Below are 24,981 nucleotides of genomic sequence, written 5' to 3'. Positions count from 1 at the left end.
GTCCAGTTCCAGTGGCTAGAATGTTCGGTGGCTTCACTTCTTCCTACGAGGTAAAATACACCTCTACGTCAGAACCTCCATCCCCCTCACATTCTGGACGAGCCACTTCCACTTTTCTTTGTTGTCCAGTTCCAGTGGCTAGAATGTTCGGTGGGAGATAAACCGCTGGCATACGTCCGATTGGTTCAACTAATAATCAGTGGGGAATAAAGAGTCCCCCACTGATTAAAGTTTCACTTTATATTATTGCTTTAATTTAGACATTGGGATGTAACCCATCTCTTCTACTTTCTTTTCAAAGTCTTTACCTTTTACATAATCAATGTAGCCTTTTGTTGCCTCTTTTGCTTCACCTTTTGTAATCATATATTCATAAGACCAGAACGGATATTTACCAGCAGAAATATTTTCAGTTTTTGGTTCTACACCATCAATTTTTAATGTTTTTAGCGATCCTTTTTTGTCACCAGTCATGTAAGACATAGCTAAGTAGCTAACAGATCCTGGTGTAGAGTTAATCGCTTGCTCTACTGCACCATTTGAATCTTGTGTTGTACCTGTAGCATCGTTAATTTTCACATCTTTCATAACTGTTTTTTCAAATGTAGCACGCGTACCAGAAGCTGCTGGACGGTTAACTATATTAATTTTTTCATCTTTTCCGCCAACATCTTTCCAGTTTGTAACTTTACCAGAGAAAATATCTTGCACTTGTTTTACTGTTAAGTTATCAACCTTTACATCTTTATTTACTACTAACGCAAATGCGATACCTGCAACTTTGTTATCTACTAATTCTTTCGCTTTATCTGCTTCTTTTATTTTATCCGCAGCAGGAACATCGGAATTACCAACTTGAACAGCACCAGAGGCTACTTGGTTAATTCCAGTTCCACTACCGCCGCCTTGAACTGTAATTGATACTTTTGAATTTTTCCCCATAAATTCTTTAGCTGCCTCTTCTGCAAGTGGTTGAAGTGCCGTAGAACCAGCCGCTGTAATTGTACCTGATAATTCTTGCTTTGCTTCATTACCACCTTTAGCAGTTTCCTTTGTGCTTTCTGATTTCCCGCACCCTACTAAAGCACCAGCAACTACTAATGCCGCTAAAGAAAATTTCAATCCTTTTTTCATAACCATGTTTTGTACCCCCATTTAATTATCACTTTTCATTTCCACGTTATTATGTGTATAATCCGTAATACAAATTCATTGTAGAATACTAATATTATGTCAGTGTTAAGCGTTTTTTAATTTTAAGTAAAGACAATATATCTTTAGAAAAAGCTATATATATTCATTGTTTTTCTATAAAAAAAAGTGAAAAACCTTAAGAAACATCATCCATTGTAAATTTATTTTTAATAATGTAAATTGAATGTAAATTCCATAACTACTCAGTTACTTTATGAAAAAAGGCAGAAATGCATTTTTTTAAGTGGGCGAGAGGGAATGGCCATGTATAGTAGCGGTCAGTTGCTCTCCCCCACCGAAAAAGAAAAGGGTTTTTATATCGGTTTCTCAATTTGCATTTATATATTACCTTCTTGAGATTCGAGTATGTTCTGCCCACAAATAACATGTTCAATTGGAACAATTAAAGAAATAATTGAATATTTCTAAAGTAATAATTGACAACAGCATTCCCCATCATCTAGTATAATATTAATAAAAAGTTTCCTTAGGGAAACTTTTTGAACTCGTACTAAAAAAATAGAGGTGAGGTAACTCTTATGACATTGGTTAAAACTCAACCACTTTCTACTTTTAAAACAGGTCAGCTCGTACAAATTGAAAAAATCAAATTAGAAGGAACGATGAAACGCCGTCTACTAGATTTAGGGTTCATTCCAGGTGCAACAATTAAGGTATTACAAAAGAGCCCACTTGGTGATCCCACTGCATATCAAGTAAGCAATACAACAATCGCGCTTCGAAATGAAGAGAGCTCTCTCATATTAGGAAACTTAATAGGAGATGATTCGCAATGAAGAAATATCGCATCGCATTAGCCGGGAATCCAAACACAGGAAAAAGCACATTATTTAATACGTTAACCGGATTAAAACAGCATACCGGAAACTGGACAGGGAAAACGGTATTAAAAGCTGAAGGTGAATATGAACATCGTGGAAACCTCTATACTGTAATCGATTTGCCAGGAACATATTCCTTATACTCAAATTCTACTGATGAAGAAGTGGCACGTGACTATATTATTTTTGAAAAACCAGAGGTAACAGTTGTTGTTGTTGATGCTACTGCAATGGAAAGAAATTTGAACTTAGCCTTGCAAGTAATGGAAATGACAAGAGAAGTAATTATATGTGTGAATTTAATTGATGAAGCAGAAAAAAAAGGCATTATAATCGATGAGAAAAAATTAGCAAAATCACTTGGAGTTCCTGTTGTGAAAATTTCTGCCCGCAACAAAATCGGAATCGGTCAGTTGCTAAATGCAATTGAAAAAGTAGTAGATAGAAAATTAATTCCTACTCCTTTTCAAATTACTTATAACGAGAAAATAGAAAAGATGATCCAGGAACTCGAACCGCAAATATATAAAGTGTTTGGAGACTCTTATCCTACTCGCTGGGTTGCACTTCGCATTTTAGATGGAGACAACAATTTCCTAGCATCTCTTCAAAAACATCATGAAGAACCACTTGTAAGGGAGGTCGTAATGAATGGAATCTCAGTCAACTAGTAAAGCTCTTCCGTTAGACTATATCGTGCAACATGCACAAACACTTGTTAAAGAAGACATTCGTGATGAAATTGTCAGTGATATATATCGTGCTTCAGCTCATATTTGTAAGGATTCTGTTCAATATACGGATAAAAATAAATTATATCGTTCCGAGAAGCTCGATAAAATTTTTACTTCTCCTATATTCGGCTTCCCGATTATGATTGCTATTTTATCTATTATTTTTTACCTTACAATTGCAGGAGCTAACGTTCCTTCTGATATGATTGCTGAATTTTTCGGATGGGCAGAAGGTTATTTAACAGCTTGGTTCCAAGCAATGAATGCCCCAAAATGGCTACATGGTATTCTTATTCTCGGTTTATTCCGCGGAACAGGAGCTGTTATTAGTGTTATGTTACCGCCAATGGCTATTTTCTTTCCAATGTTTGCTTTATTGGAAAACTACGGTTACTTACCGCGCGTTGCTTTCAACATGGATCGCCTCTTTAAACGTGCCGGGGCACATGGGAAGCAATCGTTAACAATGGCAATGGGATTCGGATGTAACGCAGCTGCAATTATGTCAACGCGTATTATCGAATCGCCACGTGAACGTATGCTCGCAATCTTAACAAATAACTTTGTTCCTTGTAATGGCAGGTGGCCAACACTTATTTTATTAGCATCTTTATTCATGGCTGCTGGATATACAGGTGGTATGCAAACACTTGTAACGTCCGGTGTTGTTGTCGCCATGGTTGTAATTGGTATTATTGTAACTTTAACCGTATCATGGGTACTCTCAAAAACAGCTTTAAAAGGTGTCCCGACCCACTACACACTAGAATTACCACCTTATAGAAAGCCTAAAATTTGGGATACGATTGTACGTGCAACACTTGATAAATCCATATACGTTTTAAAACGTGCCGTTATCGTCGCAGCACCTGCAGCGGTATTAACATGGATATTAGCAAACGTATTTATAGGAGACACAAGTCTTCTTATGTATATCGTGAACTTTTTAGATCCGTTTGCAAAATTACTCGGACTTGATGGATATATTTTAGCTGCATTTATTCTTGGCTTACCGGCAAACGAAATTGTTGTTCCCATTTTATTAATGGCTTATTTATCAACGGGTTCATTAACAGAATCAGAAGATTTAACACAAATTAAACAGTTATTTCTCGATCACGGTTGGACTTGGCTAACTGCATTAAATATGATGCTGTTCTCTCTTCTTCATTTCCCGTGCGGCACAACGTTAGTGAATATATATAAAGAAACAAAAAGTGCAAAATGGACATTTCTTTCCTTTGCAATTCCTACTGTAATTGCCATTGTTATTACATTCCTTTCTGCACAACTCATAAACTGGTTAGGGCTCATATAGAACACCAACAGAAGATAACCAACACAAAATAGATGGTTATCTTCTGTTTAGTTTGAAACGGACTTTTTCAGTCCCCTCCGCCTTACTCAGGTTCCTTTTTTTGCTGCATTTGTTTTTGCCAAGGTTGCGCACCATATTCTTGTATTTTCTTATGAAGGAAATACGCTGTATACGGGAGAGTTGCCATTAAAACCGTACATATAATCCCTAAATTTGTAAACATGACACTACTCCTTTACTCATGTCTTATCGGTAACACAGACCCTGTATGTTCAATATTTGGATGTACACGAACAGTGATATCACTAGTACTAAAATAATTTTGGCCTTGATCCCAATTTTTTTTAACTTTTATCCATTGTTTATAATTTTTGCGCTTGTAATACTCTCCTATCCCAAGTACATCTACTTTCAAATCTTTTTGAGCAACTTTAACTGTTTTTTGTAGCTGTTTTTCTATTTCCTTTGCAAGGTATTTGCTAATTTCCTTGTCATTCATCGCCTTATGATCTTTTCTTAAATAAACTTCTGCTAATGTCCCAGCTAAATATACATCAATTACAAATTTAGGCTTTGTAGGATCCGTTAAGAATGCATGAATTTTTCGGCGCATCTCACGAACTTCAAATACAATATGTTGATTGCCTCTTTGGATTTTAAAAAAACCTCCTACTTTTTTCCCAATCATATAGTTGAGTCCTAATGTTTCCATCCCATTTAGTCTACCTACAAGCTTTTTGTCTTTCCCGCGAAATACAGCTGCTCCTTCCATTTTAATCCCCTGACGCGTTAGTCCTAAGACTGGAAGAACAAAACTTCTGCTAGCAGACATTTTCTGTTGTAAATCACCAATTCGAACCGCTTCTAGCATTTGGGCATTTTTCCGGGCATGATCTGATATCATACTTACATATTTAGCCGGTAAATTTTCTGGCTTCGCACTCTGTTTTAATATTTCTTCCGCTCTTCCTTTTGAAACGAAAATGCGAATGTTCCTGCGCATCTCATGATCACGAAAAAACACATCTAATGTATCTTCTAAAACGAAAGGTTTTTTTAATAAGTCCTCAGAAAGGATGAGCGCTTCTATATGAGGAAAAAATAAAGAACGACTTATTTTCTTAGAAATAATCCGAATTTGAGCAAATACACTATCAGCCGTTGCATTAATATTAATATAGTTTTTCTCACCGTCTTTCATTTCCTGCTGCGTTAAAGAGCTAGGTAACACAATTTGATAGGTTCCTTTTACAAGAGGCGAACGACTAGTAGTTGTTGTTTCACCTTTTTTAGTCTCCTTATCTAAGGCGACCCCAACAACAAATCCTCTTTCTTCAATTTCCTGCCGTTCTGAGCAGCCGCTTATAACGAAAACAAGAAATATACAACTCATTACGCTAAGAAGAGGTTTCATTTTTCGTTCCCCCTCCTTTTATTTTATAAAGAATAAAAATAAGAAACGTAACAACAAACATAACAGCCATATCAACCCAAGCTAAATATGTACCGTACTTATTTATCACGTCCAAATTACCTGGAATCATATTTATAACATAAATGATAGGAGCACTAATAAAAATAAATGTTTGTTTTTTTATTGCAGGAAACATGGAACAGAATAAAAAAATAGCAACATCATAATACAATGCAGTTGTATTAAAAATAGTAATAATCCATGTGACAAAAAAGATAGCATCAAACCTTTCTAAAAACCCTCCTACTTCAATCTCTTTTCCAAGTTCAATTGTTGGATATGTTAAAGTGCTAGTTGTTAAATACGTAAATACACTTATACAAGTAACATAAATTAATATATAGGATAAAACAGTAACCATAACCCCTTTTACTGCTGCCAGTGGGGCCTTTTTCGTTGATTTTAGTATAGCTGCATAGAAAAATCCCACCTCAAATCCAATAAACGTGAAGGCTGTTTCTCTAATTCCTCCTATATATTTACTCATTGTAGTTTGGAAAAATGGGGATACATTTTCAAATTCCATTAAATTAACATTTAGCAGTGATAACAAAATAATAGCAATAAAAACAATCGGTAAAAACAGAACACTAAGCCTTAATAATCCTGCCCTAGATCCACAAACCCCATAAACAACGACTAGCAAATAAAAAAAAGACAACAGCTGAACAGGTGTATCGCTAAATAAATATGTTTGCGAAATAATAGAAATTGTTCGCGCTTCATAAGCCGTAATTCCTGTAAATGTTAGGATTAAAATCATACTTAACATATAAGTGATCGGCTTCGTTATATATGCGCTCGCATATTGAACAAAATTTTGTTTCGGAAATAAAGTGGCGACCTTCATAATAAACCATGCAAAACAAGCACTTGTTAATCCACCTATGAGTAGAAGAATCCATCCATCTGCAAAAAGGGCATGGGTTGCCATAACGCGCGGCATCGAAAGTGCACCTGTACCAATAATAGTAGAAGAAACAGCAAAACCGAGTTCACGAGTACCAATTTCTTCATCTCCATACTCAAATGGTTTCACTTTATTCTCTCTCCTTCGAACGCACTGTATTATCTTTCGGTTGTAAATACTCAGGTCTTTCTTTTAACATCGCTTTAGGCAAACGAGCCACATCCTCCTTCCAATCCTTATAAAAAGCAGGTGCAAGCGGTGCAGAATATGGCACTCCAACACTCGTTAAATTGACGATATGAATCGCTAATGCAATTAGCCCTAAAATAATTCCATACAACCCAAAGACTGTAGCAGCTAAAATAAATGCAAATAGTAAAATACGAAAAGTAATCGTAATGCTATATACTGGCAACGAAAATGTAGCTATCGCTGTGACGGCAATAATGATGACAAGAAATGGATTTACAATCCCAGCACTTACAGCAGCCTCTCCAATAACAAGACCTCCTACAATTCCAATCGTTTGCCCCATTGGCTTAGGAAGACGAATTCCAGCTTCGCGAATCAGTTCCATTGTGAACGCCATGATGAGCGTCTCGATATACGCTGGGAATGGGACACCTTCTCTTGCTCCAGCAATTGAATAGGCAAGAGTAGAGGGAATAAGTCCTTGATGATAAGAAACAAGAGCTACATACATAGCTGGCAATAAAATCGCAATCATGCCCGCTAATATTCGAAGTCCTCTTAACAACATTCCAATTACCCAACGTTCATAATGATCTTCTGGTGATTGAAACATATCAATCATCACCATCGGAGCAATTAATGCAAATGGAGAACCATCTACTAAAATAGCTGCTTTTCCTTTTGCTAGTGATGCTACGACATTATCTGGTCTTTCTGTATTTAAAAATTGAGGAAACGGAGATAAATTATTATCTTGTATCAGTTGTTCAATCGTTCCTGTTTCAAAAATAATATCAGTTTCAATCGATTGAATTCTCTTATGTAACTCCTCTACAATATAAGGATTAATAATATCTTCAATGTAAACTAAGGTTACTTCTTTCTGTGAGCGCTTCCCCATAATATAAGAACGGAAACGCAGTTGCGGGTCACGTATGTGACGCCGAATTAACATTTTGTTTATATTCACATCTTCATTAAAACCTAGATTAGGCCCTCGAATTATTGTCTCTGTAACCGGTGAATTGAGGCTCCTCCTCTCCCATTCGCGAAAATTTACAATTATTGCAGAAGGAATGCCATCCAGTAGCACAATTGTATCGCCTGCTAAAAGTGCATTCATAACATCCGGAAATGTCTTAACGATACTCACTTCTCCAACTGCCAAAAATTGATCCGTTAATGTTTGAATAATTGGAGCTTGTTTAGGAATTTCTTCATACTGCAATGGTCGAATAACAAAACGATAAATCATATCTTTATTACTTAGCCCGCATAAAAATATAACTGCACATCGATCATTTGTCCCCGAAAGAGAAATTTCACGCACAGTTAAATCATTAGGTGAATCTAACTTATTTCGAATTTCATTTGTTACTTTCGATAAGTTAGTATCTAATTCAATCATATATATCACCTAACTTTCTGTTTCAAAATGTTATATATATAGATGCAATTTGAAAAATTAACATAAAAACCCTTTTCTTTTTCGGTAGGCGAGAGCAACTGGCCATGCATAGAGGCGGTCAGTTCCTCTTCCTGCCACGTGCAAAGTTTAAAACAAAGATAAGACAGCAAGTAGCTGCCATGTTTTGTTCTGCATAGCAGCGGCTTAAATGTTAAAAAAGCGACATAAAAATCCCTTTCTTTTTGAGGGAAATGAGAGCATCTGGCCGTGCATAGAAAGCCAGTAGCAGTCTGTTATATTTTGCATAGCAGCGGCTCAGATCTCGAAAATGTAAAATGAATTTACATAGTTAGATTTCTCTATTTAAAGAAAATATATACAAAAAGAGTTATCCCATAGTAACAGGATAACTCTAATAAAACACTATCTTATGTTCTATTTTTCATGAAGTTCAAAACGGAAGAAACAAATATATCCACGCCAATCGGCAAGGCATCTTCATCAATTGTAAAACGTGGATGATGATGGGGATATATAATCCCTTTTTCTTCATTTCCAGCCCCTATAAAGAAAAATGTACCTGGAGCTTTTTGTAAAAATGCTGAAAAATCTTCTCCAGCCATTGTCGGCTGTAAACGAACAACACATTCTTTTCCTAAAAGCCGCAATGCCGTATTTTCTACATGACTTGTTACAGCTTCTTCATTTACAACTGGGCGATATCCATATTCGTATGTAAATGTATAGTTTGCACCGTATGCCTCTGTAATACTTTTTACGATTTTCTCAATGCGCTCTGCTGTTTGCTTTCGAAGCTCATTTCGTAAGCTTCTCACCGTCCCGCCAATTGTCGCACTATCAGGAATTACATTATGGGTTGTCCCTGCATGAAACTGCGTTACCGATAACACCAATGAATCTAACGGATTCGTGAATCTGGAGACAATTTGTTGTAATTGAGAAACAACTTGTGTACCAATCGCAATGCTATCAATTGTTTCATGCGGAATACCAGCATGTCCACCTTTCCCGATAATCGTAATTGAAAATGCATCTGGAGCAGCCATCGCCGGACCATATATCACGCCAATTTTCCCAACCTCCAGCGGTGACCAAAGGTGTGCACCAATAATGCAATCAACACCCTCCATCACACCAGCGTCCACCATTTCCTGTGCACCACCCGGAAAATTTTCCTCAGCATGTTGAAATAAAAAGCGAATTTCCCCTTCGATTTGATCATATTTTTTTGAAAGTGTGTATGCTGTTCCCAGTAACATCGCCATATGTCCATCATGTCCGCACGCATGCATAACTCCTTTATAACAGGAAACAAAATCAAACTGGTTTTCCTCTTCAATCGGCAATGCATCCATATCAGCACGAAGCGCAATTGTTCGTCCCGGTCGCTTACCAATCAATCGCGCCATTACACTATAACGCGCTGGACGCGAAACTTCTAGATGAGGAAATGTTCGCAGTATATCATAAACCATTTGAGATGTTTTTTCCTCAGAATAAGAAAGCTCTGGGTACATATGAAAATATCTTCTCCACTGAATAAGCTGTTCCTTTGAAATAGCTGCTCCTTGGATCAGGTCCATACACAATCATCCTTTCTTCATGAGATTAACTGTTATTATAACTTGTATACTAATGAAAATAAAAATTATTCTGATAGTTATAGTTATTATATATAAATCAAACTCGACTTTCCAACACACAAGTCGCCGCCATGCTAAACAAAAAATAACCTGCTACTTTCGTTCTCTCTTTGTTTGAACTTCGCGCGCGGAAGAAAAAGGCCCTGACCATTTCTATGCATCGGCAGTCCCTCTCTCCCATTTTAAAAAATGCTTTTCCGCCTTTTTTATATACTCAAAGGTTCTTATCTATAAGTTGTAAAAAGAAATAAGCAGGTGCGACACAAAGTCCTAATACACTACACGTTCCCATAATAAGAGAAAATAAGAGACAAGAATATTTTACTGCCTTTGTTTTTTTCCACCCATAACTCCAAATTTCAATGCTTAAGCCAATTAGTATAATTGCAACAAGTACTTCCCCGATTAATAAAAGGGCTAAAGTTGAGATTGACATGTATTGACACTTCCTTAGTTATATATAAAATTTATTTTTTTACATATAGATTGCTACTATGAAAAAAGGAACCTACACTTGTTTACTCTTTTTGGTTTTCGCTGCGCATGTGGCAAAAATAGGCCCTGACCGTTTCTATGCATGGCCAGTTGCTCTCGCCCACCGAAAAAGAAAAGGATTTTTATGCATCTATATATAATAGTAATATTTTACCATACATGGAAGTGAACCTTAAGAAATAATTACAAAAAAACCCGCTGAGACAATGTCCCAACAGGTTTTTGAAAGCATATTACATAGAGAAGAAAATCCAAACTGTACCAACAACCGTTACTGCCGCAATGAAAAAGTGGAATACGATTGTAAGTGTTTGTATTACTCCCTCTCCTTCTGTCATGTGCATAAACATAACTAATTGCAATGCTGCTTGTGCCACTGCCATTACAAGAATGCTTGTTAAGATTGTTGAAAGTGGCAAGCTTGTCTCTAACGTTACATATAAAGCTAAGAACGTTAACGCAAGCGATAAAATAAATCCGAAAACGTGTGACCACGGAAATCCGCTATGAGCATGTGCTTTTGCTTGTGTATTGTTTTGTCCCATTATTACGCCACCATCCCGTTCAAGTAAACTAGTGTGTAAATGAAGATCCAAACAACATCAAGGAAATGCCAGTATAAGCTGATAATGAATACTTTACGAGCTGTAACTGGTGTCAATCCTCGTTTTAAAATTTGGATAATAACACAAGTTGCCCAAATGATACCACCTGTTACGTGGGCACCATGCGTTCCAAGAAGAACGAAGAATCCAGATAAGAATCCGCTTGTTTGTAGTGTAGCACCTTGGCCAACATACATCATAAACTCTTCAATTTCCATGTAAAGGAAGCCAGCACCTAATAGTAACGTAATGATAAACCATAGGAGCATACCATTTTTGTTTTCTTTACGCATTTCATGAATTGCAATCCCGCATGTGAAACTACTTGTTAAAAGTAGTAGTGTTTCAATCATAACAGGCTTTACTTCGAAAATTTGTGCTGGTGTTGGCCCGTCTGCCGTACGACCAGCTAATACTAGGTAAGAGGCGAAAAGTGTTGCAAATAGCACGATTTCAGCCCCAAGGAAAATCCAAAACCCTAAAATATTCAATCTGCTTTGTTCAGATTGATATTCTAGAGGTAAGCTTTTATCTAAAGCCGCCATTTCGTTTCACCTCTCATGCAACATGTTCTGTCTTTTTAATTTCATCTACGCTAACGTAATATCCGTCGTCGTAATCAAACGAACGCCAGATCATACAACCTAACATACCAATACCACCGACAATTGCTAACCAGAACCAACTAAATACTAATGCAAAACCTGCAAGACCAATAAAACAAGACATAATAATTGGAACACCTGAATTGCTTGGCATATGAATTGGTTTTAATTCTTCAGGTTTTGGTATAATAGACTCACCGTTTTTCTTCATTTCCCAGAATACATCGCTATGCTTAATTTCTGGTAATTTTGCGAAGTTGTAATGTTGTACTGGAGATTGTGTCGCCCACTCAAGTGTACGAGCATCCCAAGGATCCCCAGTTAAATCGCGCTCACCATGACGAATGCTATAGATTACGTTGTAGCATAATAAGGCGAAACCAACTGCCATCATTACTGCACCGACAGATGCGATTATGTTTAATCCACCCCATCCAAGGTTTGCAGAGTAAGTGTACATACGACGAGTCATACCATCTAAACCTAGGAAGTACATTGGGAAGAAACAGATGTTAAATCCGATCATAAAGATCCAGAATGTCCATTTACCAAGACGCTCATTTAACATATGACCAGTCATCTTTGGATACCAGAATGTAAATCCAGCAAGCATCGCAAATACTGTACCTGCGATTAATACGTAGTGGAAGTGAGCGATTAGGAAGTAGCTGTTATGGTATTGATAATCAGCTGCTGCCATCGCAAGCATAACCCCCGTAACCCCACCAATTACGAAGTTTGGAATAAACGCCAATGACCAAAGCATTGGAACTGTAAAACGGATACGACCTTTATACAGCGTAAACAGCCAGTTAAAGATCTTAACACCCGTTGGAATCGAAATCGCCATTGTCGAAATCGAGAAGAATGAGTTAACTGCTGGTCCTGCACCCATTGTAAAGAAGTGATGCAGCCATACAAGACCACTTAGAGTTGCGATTGCAACCATTGAGTAAACCATTGCTGTATATCCAAATAATCGTTTACGTGAGAACGTACTTACGATTTCAGAGAAAATACCGAATGCCGGTAAAATAACGATATATACTTCAGGGTGACCCCATACCCAGAACAAGTTCGCCCAAAGCATTGGCATACCGCCACTCGCCATTGTAAAGAAGTGAGCGTCAAATAGACGGTCAAATGACATTAATGCAAGAGCAACTGTTAATACTGGGAAAGCAAAGATAATGATTACACATGTAATTAAAATAGACCATGTAAACATTGGCATTTGCATTAACTTCATGCCTGGTGCACGCATTTTTAAGATTGTTACCATGAAGTTAATCCCTGTCATCAGCGTCCCGAGACCTGAAATCTGCAATGCAATTGCATAGTAGTTATTTCCTACACCAGGGCTAAATTCTGTACCAGCCATTGGGAAGTACGATGTCCACCCAGCGTCTGGAGAACCACCGATAACGAAGGCGATGTTAAATAACATAGCACCGACGAAGAATAACCAAAAACTCAATGCATTTAAGAAAGGATATGCAACGTCACGTGCCCCAATTTGAAGAGGAACAACAACGTTCATAAGTCCCATAACAAACGGCATTGCCATGAAGAGAATCATAACTGTACCGTGTGTTGTAAAGATACCATTATAATGTTCAGCGTTTAAATATGTTGTGTCAGGAAACGTTAACTGAGCACGAATCATTAATCCGTCCATACCGCCGCGGAACATCATTACAATTGCTGAAATGATATACATTAATCCAATTTTCTTATGGTCAACAGAAGTTAACCACTCATCCCAAAGCCATCTCCACTTTTTGTACTTTGTCAGCACAAAAATGATTCCTAACGTCACAAGAACAATAGATACGTCCGCACCGTAGATAATCGGATCGCCTGTGACAAAAAATTCATCAAGCTTCACTATATTCACTCCAATCTGTTGGAATAATCGTTATTACTTTTTGTTTTTGTAGTAGTTGTAATCACAATATTCAAGTGATTTTGGATCTACATATTTTAAATGTGTATTAGAGTATGTCATACGCCCTACTACACCTGGTTGGATAATCTCTTTATATTTGTTTTCGGATAACGGAGGAGCACCTTTTGCTTCCTTTACCCATTTGTCATACTCTTCTTTTGTTTTTGCTTCAAGTTCAAACTCCATGTGAGTAAATCCTTCACCGGAGAAGTTTGCACTACGTCCAGTGTAAGAACCTGGTTTATCAGCTTGTAAGAATAAATCCATAATCATGCCATCCATTGTATACTTCATTCCACCAAGTTCAGGAACCCAGAAAGCATTCATTGGACCAACAGAAGTTAATTTAAATTGAATTGGTACACCTGCTGGTACATTTAAATAGTTAACGGTTTCAATTCCTTCCTCAGGATAACTGAATAACCATTTCCAGTTAGCAGATGTAACGTAAATTTCAACAGGTTTAATATCTTTTGTTTGCTCCGGTTGCTTTTCCGTCGCATACGTTGCTTTTACTGTCGGGATTGACAATGCAATCACGATGATAACAGGGAAAATAGTCCAGATAACTTCTAAAAGAGTATTGCCGTGTATATCAGGTGGCTCATAGTCCATATTTTCTGGTTTTTCACGGTAACGAATTAAAATAATTGTAAACAGGACGAATACGACTACAATGATTACTGACATCAGTATGAGCGACCAAATAATTAAATCATACTGCGTTTTTGCAACAGGTCCTTGTGGATTTAATACAGCGATTTTTTCGCATCCACCGAGGAACAAGAGTAATGATAGTGGAAGAAGTGAAGCCAACTTCCAAATTCTTTTTTTCAGTTGCACGATTGAAAATCTCCTTTCTCCTTGGATTGAAACTATGCCAATAAAACAATATAAACCTATTAATTTATAGTTAGCAATAGTTTTTGAGATATTGTTAAAAAATAGACACAAATGCAATGTTTTTACGTTGAAAAACATTTGTAACTTGCTCATATTGTAAACTATTTTTTAACTCATAACTCGATTTTTAAAATTTTAAGATAAATAAAGTTATACCAAAATATCCAATAACTAGAAAAAAGTTATCTCATAATAGAATGAGATAACAAAAAATTCTATATATTCAGTTTATCATTCGTGAGACGTTTTTTTGCTGTTCAAATGTGACAACTTTTTTATATTTTACTTTATAGAAAATGTAACAAATAATCATGAATGGAATGCCACAATATAAAGCAATGCGCTGGTCGGGAATAAACGCTAAGCTTATAAATGTAACAAAGTTTAAAGAGAACGCTGCAATAGGAACAAGCGGGTACAGCGGCGTACGGTATTTTAAATCTCGTATATCCCCGCCGTTCTTAATAAATTCTCTTCTAAAGAAAAATTGCGATGCAGCAATGGACATCCAAACAACAACAGCTGCCATAGCCGCAATCGATGTTAGCACTAAAAAGACCGTATCAGCGGCAAATACACTTGTTAGAAGAGAAAGACCAGCAAAGATTAAACTGAAAATTAAGGCATTGATTGGTACCCCTTTTTTCGTTAATTTTGTGAAGCGTGGACTTCCCATTCCTTGTTTCGACATCGCCCAAAGCATACGAGAGTTTGCATATAGCCCAGAGTTTGCCACCGATAATACAGCTGTAATAATAACAAAGTTCATAATATCTGCTGCATAAGGAATTCCAACTGTATCAAAAACGAGTACGAACGGGCTTTCTACAAGATTTGCTTCTTGCCATGGTAGTAATCCTACGACTACAGTAATTGCAAGAACGAAAAAGAAAAGTGTTCGCCAAATTGTATTTTTTATAGCGCGTGGTATTGTTATTTCTGGCTGCTTACTTTCACCTGAAGCAATACCAATTAATTCTGTTCCTTGGAACGCAAAATTAACGGTAATCATTGTAAGAAGAACAGCTGGAAGTCCGTTTGGAAATAATCCGCCATTTTCTGTGAAGTTATGGAACAGTGGTGCGGGCTTACCGTTAAAGTCTAATAAACCAAGCATAACAGCGCCGCCGAGTAAAATAAAAACAATAATTGTCATTACTTTAACACCTGCAAACCAAAACTCAGCTTCCGCATATGCACGTGCGGAGGAAGCGTTTACAATAAAGAGTATAGCAGCAAATACGACACACCATATCCAAGATGAAACATCAGGAAACCAGCGCTTCATTAAAATGCTGACAGTCGTTAATTCAACCCCGACAGTCACAGCCCAGTTTAGCCAATACATCCATCCAACGACAAATCCAAAACCAGGTGAAATAAATTTGCTAGCATAACTTTGAAAAGAACCTGCTTCAGGCATTGCAACTGTTAGCTCGCCAAGACACAGCATAGTTAAATACATAACAAACCCGCCGACTAAATAGGCAAGAATAGCTCCGCCCGGTCCAGCATTGTGAACAATTTGCCCAGACCCCATAAATAATCCAGTTCCGATAACGCCTCCTAGAGCAATCATGAAGAGGTGTCTGCTTTGCATCGTACGTTTTAGTTCATTTGACTGCTTCTCCTTTTGGATCATATACCCCTCACCCCATATTTTCATCTTGATTAGTAGAAATTTAACTAAGTTAAGCATATTTTATTTTAACAAAATATTCTAAAAATGTATATTTATTTTTCCCTTTATTTTAAAAAGTCAGAATTATAATATTAATGAGTTAATTCATTGATATTTCGACATACAAATTGTCGCTATGCAGAAAATGTTCTGATCTGCATTGCATATGGCTGGAAAAGGCCTTGATCACTACGTATGTACGGCCCCTCTCAATAAAAAGGGACCTTATAATTATTTTTATTTATATGGATATTAGAATAATATTCACATAAACCTTCTAGTAAACTAACGAAAACAAATGTACAATGGAAAGTGTGTTACTTTTCGAAATGTAAGAAAATAATTATGTAATGGAGTTAGAGAAATGGGTAGGATTGTCAAATACGTATGTATTTTAGGTATTGGTGTTGTTTTGGGTGTAGCTTGTAATACGCAAGTTATGGGTGTGATTGAAACAGGGAAAAATAAAATTTTTCAAAAAACCCAGGAACTTCGGGTGGATTTTTCATTTGAAATGAAAGACAAAGTGATGATTGAAAATGTTCCATTTATAAAACAACTTCCTGAATTAGAACGTGGTTGTGAAGTGACGAGCTTAGCAATGTTACTGCAATATAAAGGAATTAAAGTGGACAAAATGACACTTGCGAATGAAATTGCTCATGTCCCATTTGAAGCGAACGGTGTGCGAGGAAATCCACACGAAGGGTTTGTTGGGAATATTTACACAAAATCTGAATCAGGTTATGGAGTATACCATCAGCCAATTTTTCAATTAGTACAAAAATACGTTCCAAATAAAGCAGTTGATTTATCTGGAAGAGACGTGAAGGATTTATATAAAGTACTTAGTGCTGGTTCTCCAGTATGGATTATTGCAAATACAACCTTTAAACCGCTAGATGAGGGCAACTTTGAAAAGTGGAATACAAATGCTGGGGAATTAATGGTTACATATTATGAACATAGTGCCGTTATTGTTGGTTACGATCAAAACTCTGTATATATAAATGATCCACTTGCCGATGGTCCGCGTAAAAGTATTCCACGTGCTGAATTTGAAAAAGCGTGGGAACAAATGGGTAAACAAGCAATTACTGTTTTGTAACGATGAAAAGCTATCAAAACCCCTTTTTTTATGGGAGGGCGAGAGCACCTGACCGTGTGTAGTAGCGGTCAGGGCTTTTTTTTGCCACTTGCCATGTTTTAAAACACAAGGAGCAAGCAAGTAACGAGCAGGATGTATTCTGCATAGCAGCGACTTATGTGGTAAAACATGAAAACATATTTATATAGTACAGAAAACATTGTCTTTTTTTTGTAGCATAACAGTTGGAAATGTTTTATAATTTTAAATAGTTAAATAGTTTTGTAAGCGGATACAGTATTTTTCTTATTAGTTAAGGAGGTTTATTATGCAGCACACAAACAAAACAGAAAACTTAAACCGTGGCTTAAAGCAACGACATATTACCCTTATGTCGCTTGGGTCTGCTATTGGGGTTGGACTATTTTTAGGATCAGCTTCCGCTATTAAACTAGCAGGACCGTCTATTTTATTCGGTTATATTATTGCAGGCCTTGCGATTTTTTTCATTATGCGAGCGCTTGGAGAAATGGCAATTGAACAACCTGTTGCAGGTTCATTCAGTAAATATGCACATGACTATTTAGGTCCGCTAGCAGGTTATATAACGGGCTGGAACTATTGGTTCTTATGGGTTGTAACTTGTATGGCCGAAATTACAGCGGCAGGAATTTATATGGAATATTGGTTCCCAGGAACTGAACGTTGGGTTTGGGCGTTAATTGCTCTTGTATTAATGACCGCATTAAACTTTTTATCGGTTAAAGTGTATGGAGAACTTGAGTTTTGGTTTGCTTTAATTAAAATTGTCACAATTATCTGTATGATTATAATTGGCACCGGTATTATTTTATTCGGTTTTGGAAACGGCGGCGTAGCGACTGGAATTTCAAATCTTTGGTCACACGGCGGTTGGTTCCCAAATGGATTTTCTGGCCTTCTTCTGTCATTACAGATGGTACTATTTGCTTACTTAGGAGTAGAGTTAATTGGGGTAACAGCTGGAGAAGCGGAAAACCCGAAAAAAACATTATCTAAAGCGATTGATAACGTTTTTTGGCGCATCTTAATCTTCTATGTAGGTGCCTTATTCGTTATGATGGCAATTTATCCATGGAATGAGATTGGTGAAAAAGGAAGCCCATTTGTACTAACGTTTGAACAAATCGGCATTGCGAAAGCAGCAGGAATTATTAACTTTGTTGTCTTAACAGCTGCTCTTTCTTCTTGTAATGGTGGTCTCTTTAGTACAGGCCGTATGCTCTTTACATTAGCACAGCAAAAACAAGCACCAGAAAAATTTGGTCAATTAAATAAACATGGAATTCCAAGCAAAGGAATTTTAGCAACAGCTTTCGTATTATTAATAGGCGTTGTATTAAACTACATTGTTCCGGCAAAAGTATTTACATGGCTAACAAGTATTTCCACGTTCGGAGCAATTTGGACTTGGGGCGTCATTTTAGTTGCACAGCTTCGTTTCCGCAAGGGACTATCACAGGAGGCGCAAGGCAAATTAACGTACAAACTGCCATTGTACCCACTTAGCTCCTATTTTACGCTCGCTTTCCTTGTTTTAGTATTAGGAATTATGGCATATTCTGCTGATACACGCATCGCATTAATCGTTGGACCAATTTGGCTCATCGCTTTAGTAGTTGTTTATTATGCAAATGGCTTTCATACAACAGACAAAACAGCGAAATCTTCTTCGCAAATCGGGTAATGCTAATCCCTTCCTTGATATGAGGAAGGGGTTTTTCTTTTCCATTGCTGCAAAAAAATATTTCTCAACAAAATTCATCTTAATTTTACAAAATTTTATGAATCCCCCCTTTTTTCTTCCGTTATATTTCGGTAAAGTAATACAGGGACACTTTTATTCATAGGGGCATTTGATAGTTAGTTGAGCAAATCGCACTCTTACTTCACTTACTTTAGGGGGATTATTTATGAAGAAACAAAAATGGCTAAAACTCACACTCGCAACAGGAATGACTTTAAGTATGGCTACCATGTTTAGTTCAACGACTTTTGCTGAAAGCGCTTTAGATCCAGCTCCACAAATTGCAGCAAAAATTGTGAACGAAAACGCTGGGAAAAAAGTATTATTTGATAATACACATGGGCAAACAGCAGGGACAGCTGATTGGGTTATTGATGGGGGATTTTCTGATTTTGGAAACGGCATTGCAAACAAAGGATACTTTGTAAAAGAACTACGTAAATCAACACCTATTACATATGATGACTTAAAAGATTACAATGTGTTCATCGTTCCAGAAGCAAACATTCCTTATAAAAAATCAGAACAAGACGCTATGCTGCAATATGTAAAAAATGGTGGCAGTATTTTCTTTATAGCCGATCATTATAACGCTGACCGTAATAAAAATCGCTGGGATTCCTCTGAAGTTTTCAATGGGTATCGCCGCGGAGCATGGGAAACTCCAGTAAAAGGAATGTCTTCTGAAGAAGCATCTTCACAAGCTATGCAAGGTGTAGAAAGTTCTGATTGGCTATCAGACAACTTTGGTGTACGTTTTCGCTATAATGCAATTGGTGATGTTTCTACAAATAAAATTGTAGCGCCTGATCAATCATTCGGAATTACTACAGGTGTTTCATCTGTTGCTATGCATGCCGGATCAACAATCGCAATTGTAAACCCTAGTTTAGCAAAAGGGATTGTTTACTTACCAGAAGGTTTACCTAAGTGGAATAACGCTGTCGATAGTGGTGTATATAACGGCGGGGGCATCGCTGAAGGCCCTTACGTTGCAGTTTCAAAGGTTGGTTTAGGGAAAGCAGCCTTTATTGGTGACTCTTCGCCAGTTGAAGATGCGACGCCAAAATATGTCCGTGAAGATACAGGACAGTCTAAAAAAACATACGATGGATATAAAGAAGAAAGCGACGCTACTTTATTAACAAATATCGTAACATGGCTTTCTACAAAAGAAACATATACAAGCTTAAATCAAGTAAACGGATTACAATTAGACAAACCAACACCATTAAAAACATTTGAACAACCAAGTGCATCAACTGAGCCGCAACCAGAACCATGGAGCGCTCCTAACCAAGGATATCAATGGTTTAATTCCAATACATTTAAGCCTGGTGCTTACGGCTATAATACTAGCAATAATAATGATGATGGAAACGTCTCAACAAGCGATTATAACTTTATTCACCCTAGTATTCTTCCAAACAGCAGTGTATTTCAAATAAAAATACAAGCAAATCATTTATTACCAAACACTACTTACAATAATTACTCCCTAGGTATTTATACAAGTGGTGGTACACAAGTAGCAAAAGTTCAAAACGAAAATGGTATTTGGCCTTCTTCTTACGGTTATAGTAATTCATTTTCCTTTACGACAAATAGCCTAGGTGTCGCTGAAAAAGTCGTGAATGTACAAATTGCCCCTAATACAACAGGGCAAGCTACGTTACGCCTTCGTCAAAATACGACTGTAAAAGAAAATAAAACGGTTGTAATTGGAACATCTGCTATTCGATAAAAGAAATCCCCTTTCAATAGAGAGGGGATTTCTTTTGTGCATAACTAGCCCATCACTATATAAGAATAATTTTTTACAATAAAGTGACCTTTATTGACTTTGAAAAGTTAATAAAATAAACTATTAAATATATAAAACTATTAACTATGTTTTTTTAGGTTAGGAGGAATCACATATGGAAGCTGCGCTACAGTTTGATAAAAAACAACAGCCAAAAAAGAAACATCCTCCAGGTTTGTACTTACTCTTTTTCACAGAAATGTGGGAACGATTTAGCTATTACGGATTACGAGGATTATTAACATTATATTTAACAACAGCTTTAATAAACGGTGGCCTTGGTTTTAGTAAGAGCTGGGCACTTACGATTTATGGATTTTATACAGGCGCTTGTTATTTCACCCCATTGATTGGTGGATTTTTAACGGATCGCTATCTTGGTAGACGATTAGCGATTACAATTGGCGGTATAACAATTGCAATTGGTAACCTTACGTTATTTGCACTGCAAAGCCAATTAGGACTATACCTCGGATTAGCGCTCATTATTATCGGGAACGGTTTCTTCAAACCAAATATTTCTACCCTTGTCGGAGAATTATATAAAGAAAATGATCCACGCCGTGATGGTGCCTTTACAATTTTTTATATGGGGATTAACGTCGGTTCATTCCTTGCTCCACTCGTTTGCGGATATTTATCAGAAGATTTATTCAAAACAACAGTAGATGGCGTTATGCATTACGGTTTCCGCTATGGATTTTTAGCTGCGTCTATCGGGATGATCATCGGACAAATTTTATTTACAACATTATCAAATCGTTTTCTTGGTGATATTGGTAAAAAACCAACAGCGGCTTTACAAACAGGAACAGGCAACAAAACAGCTGGCAATACACCATTAACGAAAAAAGAAAAACAGCATACAGCGGTGATTGTCATTTTAACGTGTTTTGTTGTTTTCTTCTGGGCTGGATTTGAACAGGCTGGTAGTTCTTTAACTTTATATACAAATAGCTTTGTAGATCGCTCTATATTCGGTTGGGAAATTCCAACATCTTGGTTTCAATCTGTAAACCCGCTGTTCATTATTTTATTAGCACCAGCTATTTCAACACTTTGGACAAAGCTCGCTTCTACAGAACACGGTGATTTAAAAATCCCAACGAAAATGGGTCTTGGGATGATCTTACTTGGAATTGGATATATGGTTCTTCTTGTCGCTACGTTAAAAACAGGAAGTAACGAACACCAAATTGCCGAAAAAGCAAATCTGCTCTTTATTGTCTTTACTTACCTGTTCCATACATTAGGGGAATTATTCTTATCCCCAGTCGGACTATCAATGGTAAGTTCCCTTGCCCCTGTCAAACTCGCATCTTTATTAATGGGCGTTTGGTTGTCAAGTACAGGTATTGCCAATATTTTAGGTGGACAGTTAGCAAACTTTACAACTTCATTAGGATATTCAGAAGTATTCGCTGTTATTGGAGCTGTCGCTATTTTCTTAGGATGTATCTTACTATTGATTTCCAAAAGATTAGTAAAGTGGATGGACTAAAAAAGATGAGGGGTTGCCCCTCATCTTTTTTTACGCATTTGCTCCTTTTTCTATTGCTTGCTTATATATAAATTCAATTTGACTTTCCAACATACAAGTCACCGCCATGCTGAACAGAAGGTATCCTGCAACATTCTTGCCTCTTTGTTTGAACATCGCATGTGGTAGAAAAAGGCCCTGACCGCTCCTATCCATCACCAGTCCCTCTCGCCCATTTAAAAAAATGCTTTTCTGCCTTTTTTTCATAAAGTAACTAAGTAGTTACTTTTATTATTTCATTTTTTTCGTTTGCACCAAATTCCCTGATACTACGTATCGCTTGGAATTATCAAGCACAGACGTACATGTAATAAGGGTTACTTCATTTTTCCCGTGATCTTCAACGACTTCCCATTTATCCGGTGTAACTTGTGTTATTTGTTCTACGGCATACTCATATTCATTTTCACTATCATATAAGTATACTTTATCATTCTTTTTCACTTTCGAAATATCGCTAAATAACACACCTTTTTTCGACATGTTATGTCCTGCTAACGCATAATTTCCTTTTCCCATCTCTTGTTTTTCTTTTACTGTTGCTGCACCTGATAATAAATTTTTCTCAGTTGAACCATTTAAAATCGGTAGTTCTAATTCAATACTCGGAATCGACATATGCCCAATCACTTGTTTTTTGTCTAATGAAGCATTTGCTACATCAGCTAAATCTGGTTGGTTTATTTTAGAAGCATCAACAAATTTCGTTTCTTGTTTTTCATACTTTATTTTCTTAATAGCTTGTACGTTTTGATCTTGCGTCTTTCCGGCTTTGTAACCATCATAAAATGGTTTTGCAATTAAAACGCCACCTACAATAAATAAAAGAAGTGCCAGTATACTATAAATCTTTTTCTTATTCATGCTCCAATTCCTTTCCTTTACAAAATTACTCTTATATAAAATGATAAAGTAAGAATGCTAGATATACAAGTAACATACGTAAGACAAAGTAAATGGCACTCCCAAAACAAAATGAGAAGTGCCGTTTTTATCTCACATTAACAGGCAGTAAAACCCCCACTGATGGAAGTTTCACTTTATTATTTGTAACTACTCAGCCATACATTTCATTTAGAAGTTTAGTAAGCGGCATAATCCCAGCCATGAAGATAAAAATGGACCTACACCTCGTTATCTTTCTTTGTTTTAAAACGTCGCACGTGGCAGGAAAAGGTCCCTGACCGCTTCTATGCATGGCAGTTGCTCTCGACCACTTAAAAAAGATGGTTTTATGTCGTTTTTTTAATTTTGATTTATATATTTCTGTAAAGAATAAAAACTTAATACTCCATCTGCTTCATCTGCACTTACGAATATATTACGGTTGTTAATTTTATGGATACCTTCAGGTGCTTTTCCTCCTGATGGAACAAGACCAATATAAACAGGAAACATCGGAAGCGTTAAATCAAAAAAGAGAACTGCATTCGCTCTTTCAGCAGCAACAGCCATAATAGGGCTTCCTTGTATCGTTCCTGCCGCAACATTCTCCACTTCACTGCCACGACTATTGCTACGACTATCTGGATATAAACCTGCAGCTGCAACTTTCTCATCAATAAGGTTCATGCTATCATACACAAACGAACCTCCCCGGCTCCATACAGAAATATTTCGCCCCCCTGATTTTACACCGTCTTTAAATTCATTTTTTCCTAGGTCCCCTTCATTCGCTGTAATTAAAAAACGCCCGGATGGATCCCACGTTACACCATCTGGTTCTGGCCTTGCAATTATTTCATCTTGAAAAGAAACAACACCATCATTTTGCAAATCCGCTTTATGCTTTGTTGTTCCAAGACCAAATATAGTTTCAATGTATTGTCCTTGTAAATCTACGATAGCAACTGCATTATTCTCTTGTAACGTAACAGCTGCTTTTTCTCCATTTGGACTAATTGCAACATATTCTGGCTGAGGATCATGTTTGTAAACTGTTCCGTTTCCAATTTGACTTATATCAATTGATAGCTCATGGTGAATTCCTTGCAATACATCTCCACTTGGGAACGTAATGATAGAAATCGTACCCGGACGCTTCGTTTTTTTCATATTGACTTCATTTCCGTCATTTGGATCCCCTTCTTCATCCTCATTACAAACAACGAGCTTTGTACCATCTTTTGATAAAGAAATAGAATCCGGTCCTACACCAACCTCATATGTCTTCACAATATTTTTCGATGATAGTTCTACAACCGCTATCTTCCCTTTATTTGCATTGTACAAGTTATCGCCTGTACGAAAAGCAACGAATGCATACTTACCATCTGGTGTAATTGTCGCACTCGTTACCTCTGCTTCCGGATGAATCCCTTTCAAACTAACAGTTCCTTTCAATTGAATATCCTGTAAATTTTCTATTGAAAGGATACTAATTTGTCCTAAATCTGCTTCTGTCACGACTAACGTCTTACCGTCCGATGAAGATGCAGCGATTTCCGCTTTTCCACTTGGCATTTGGAAAATAGCCGTTCTTTCTAACTTTGTATCCTTATGTTTATTACTAATAAATTTATTTACCATTTCCTCTATTTGCCCACGAAATGCCGGATTTGAAATACTCCCTTTTGGTAAATTTTCTATTTTATTAACAAATTGTTTCGTTTCTTGATTTATTTCTGCGTTCACATTACTGCCTGTCCATAAGACACTTGCTATAATTCCCCCAGATAGCAAAATCTTTTTCATTCTCTAATCCCCCCAATTTCAATACTTCTTCTATTGTAAAAAGGATTTGTAAACTCTCTCTATAGCATTTCATTAAGCTTTTGTAAAAATGCGGAAA

The 24,981-nt window shown here is 36.9% G+C and carries 21 protein-coding genes; 7 read left to right on the top strand and 14 right to left on the bottom strand.

Annotated features, from left to right (window positions below; all coding sequences use genetic code 11):
* Positions 1-243: 243 nt before the first annotated feature.
* On the bottom strand, positions 244-1,140 hold the full coding sequence (locus H280_RS0112905) for a phosphate ABC transporter substrate-binding protein PstS family protein (protein ID WP_020061547.1): 897 nt from the start codon (positions 1,138-1,140) through the stop codon (positions 244-246).
* Positions 1,141-1,733: 593 nt separating this feature from the next.
* Here H280_RS0112905 and H280_RS0112900 point away from each other — a divergent pair.
* The 3 genes from H280_RS0112900 to H280_RS0112890 are packed head-to-tail and all read left to right on the top strand — an operon-like array spanning position 1,734 to position 4,088.
* On the top strand, positions 1,734-1,991 hold the full coding sequence (locus H280_RS0112900; protein WP_020061546.1) for a FeoA family protein: 258 nt from the start codon (positions 1,734-1,736) through the stop codon (positions 1,989-1,991).
* A complete protein-coding gene (locus tag H280_RS0112895; protein WP_020061545.1) occupies positions 1,988-2,707 on the top strand; it encodes a FeoB small GTPase domain-containing protein in 720 nt (239 codons plus the stop codon). The genes H280_RS0112900 and H280_RS0112895 overlap by 4 nt, the downstream gene beginning before the upstream one ends.
* Positions 2,688-4,088: a nucleoside recognition domain-containing protein gene (locus tag H280_RS0112890; RefSeq protein WP_020061544.1), complete on the top strand. Its 1,401-nt coding sequence runs from the start codon at positions 2,688-2,690 to the stop codon at positions 4,086-4,088. The genes H280_RS0112895 and H280_RS0112890 overlap by 20 nt, the downstream gene beginning before the upstream one ends.
* 82 nt (positions 4,089-4,170) lie before the next feature.
* Here H280_RS0112890 and H280_RS26135 read toward each other — a convergent pair whose 3' ends face one another.
* The 11 genes from H280_RS26135 to H280_RS0112835 form a co-directional block, all read right to left on the bottom strand.
* Complete coding sequence (locus H280_RS26135; protein ID WP_020061543.1) at positions 4,171-4,311, bottom strand: hypothetical protein; 141 nt, start codon at positions 4,309-4,311, stop codon at positions 4,171-4,173.
* Positions 4,312-4,323: 12 nt separating this feature from the next.
* Positions 4,324-5,502, bottom strand: a complete 1,179-nt coding sequence (locus H280_RS0112880; RefSeq protein WP_020061542.1) for a Ger(x)C family spore germination protein — start codon at positions 5,500-5,502, stop codon at positions 4,324-4,326.
* Entirely contained in the window at positions 5,486-6,601 is a 1,116-nt protein-coding gene (locus H280_RS0112875; protein WP_020061541.1) for a GerAB/ArcD/ProY family transporter, read from the bottom strand. The genes H280_RS0112880 and H280_RS0112875 overlap by 17 nt, the downstream gene beginning before the upstream one ends.
* A 1-nt stretch (position 6,602) precedes the next feature.
* Positions 6,603-8,072 carry a spore germination protein gene (locus H280_RS0112870; RefSeq protein WP_020061540.1) on the bottom strand — a complete coding sequence of 490 codons (1,470 nt, stop codon included), beginning with the start codon at positions 8,070-8,072 and terminating at the stop codon, positions 6,603-6,605.
* Positions 8,073-8,500: 428 nt separating this feature from the next.
* Positions 8,501-9,676: a M20 family metallopeptidase gene (locus H280_RS0112865; protein WP_020061539.1), complete on the bottom strand. Its 1,176-nt coding sequence runs from the start codon at positions 9,674-9,676 to the stop codon at positions 8,501-8,503.
* A gap of 274 nt (positions 9,677-9,950) precedes the next feature.
* Entirely contained in the window at positions 9,951-10,172 is a 222-nt protein-coding gene (locus H280_RS0112860; RefSeq protein WP_020061538.1) for a DUF4022 family protein, read from the bottom strand.
* A 292-nt stretch (positions 10,173-10,464) separates the two neighbouring features.
* Positions 10,465-10,776, bottom strand: a complete 312-nt coding sequence (gene qoxD / locus H280_RS0112855; protein ID WP_020061537.1) for a cytochrome aa3 quinol oxidase subunit IV — start codon at positions 10,774-10,776, stop codon at positions 10,465-10,467.
* Positions 10,777-10,778: 2 nt separating this feature from the next.
* On the bottom strand, positions 10,779-11,381 hold the full coding sequence (qoxC, locus tag H280_RS0112850; RefSeq protein WP_020061536.1) for a cytochrome aa3 quinol oxidase subunit III: 603 nt from the start codon (positions 11,379-11,381) through the stop codon (positions 10,779-10,781).
* Between the two features lie 13 nt (positions 11,382-11,394).
* Complete coding sequence (gene qoxB, locus H280_RS0112845; protein ID WP_020061535.1) at positions 11,395-13,329, bottom strand: cytochrome aa3 quinol oxidase subunit I; 1,935 nt, start codon at positions 13,327-13,329, stop codon at positions 11,395-11,397.
* Positions 13,330-13,362: 33 nt separating this feature from the next.
* Positions 13,363-14,232: a cytochrome aa3 quinol oxidase subunit II gene (gene qoxA, locus H280_RS0112840; protein ID WP_020061534.1), complete on the bottom strand. Its 870-nt coding sequence runs from the start codon at positions 14,230-14,232 to the stop codon at positions 13,363-13,365.
* Positions 14,233-14,515: 283 nt separating this feature from the next.
* Positions 14,516-15,934: an amino acid permease gene (locus H280_RS0112835; RefSeq protein WP_020061533.1), complete on the bottom strand. Its 1,419-nt coding sequence runs from the start codon at positions 15,932-15,934 to the stop codon at positions 14,516-14,518.
* A gap of 403 nt (positions 15,935-16,337) precedes the next feature.
* Between H280_RS0112835 and H280_RS0112830 the strand changes: the two genes are divergently transcribed.
* The 4 genes from H280_RS0112830 (at position 16,338) to H280_RS0112815 (ending at position 22,151) form a co-directional block, all read left to right on the top strand.
* Positions 16,338-17,081: a C39 family peptidase gene (locus H280_RS0112830; RefSeq protein ID WP_020061532.1), complete on the top strand. Its 744-nt coding sequence runs from the start codon at positions 16,338-16,340 to the stop codon at positions 17,079-17,081.
* 307 nt (positions 17,082-17,388) lie between these two features.
* The gene (locus H280_RS0112825; protein WP_020061531.1) at positions 17,389-18,786 is read left to right on the top strand and encodes an amino acid permease; all 1,398 of its coding nucleotides are present in this window, start codon (positions 17,389-17,391) and stop codon (positions 18,784-18,786) included.
* Positions 18,787-19,012: 226 nt separating this feature from the next.
* The gene (locus tag H280_RS0112820; RefSeq protein WP_020061530.1) at positions 19,013-20,590 is read left to right on the top strand and encodes a DNA-binding protein; all 1,578 of its coding nucleotides are present in this window, start codon (positions 19,013-19,015) and stop codon (positions 20,588-20,590) included.
* A gap of 175 nt (positions 20,591-20,765) precedes the next feature.
* Positions 20,766-22,151: a peptide MFS transporter gene (locus H280_RS0112815; protein ID WP_020061529.1), complete on the top strand. Its 1,386-nt coding sequence runs from the start codon at positions 20,766-20,768 to the stop codon at positions 22,149-22,151.
* A 270-nt stretch (positions 22,152-22,421) separates the two neighbouring features.
* Here H280_RS0112815 and H280_RS0112805 read toward each other — a convergent pair whose 3' ends face one another.
* Entirely contained in the window at positions 22,422-23,054 is a 633-nt protein-coding gene (locus H280_RS0112805) for a class A sortase (RefSeq protein ID WP_020061527.1), read from the bottom strand.
* Positions 23,055-23,435: 381 nt separating this feature from the next.
* A complete protein-coding gene (locus H280_RS0112800) occupies positions 23,436-24,884 on the bottom strand; it encodes a choice-of-anchor I domain-containing protein (RefSeq protein ID WP_020061526.1) in 1,449 nt (482 codons plus the stop codon).
* Between the last annotated feature and the right edge of the window lie 97 nt (positions 24,885-24,981).

This window comes from Bacillus sp. 123MFChir2 (genome assembly GCF_000383235.1).
In the GTDB taxonomy this organism is placed as follows: domain Bacteria; phylum Bacillota; class Bacilli; order Bacillales; family Bacillaceae_G; genus Bacillus_A.
This window is presented reverse-complemented; position numbering and strand designations above follow the sequence as displayed.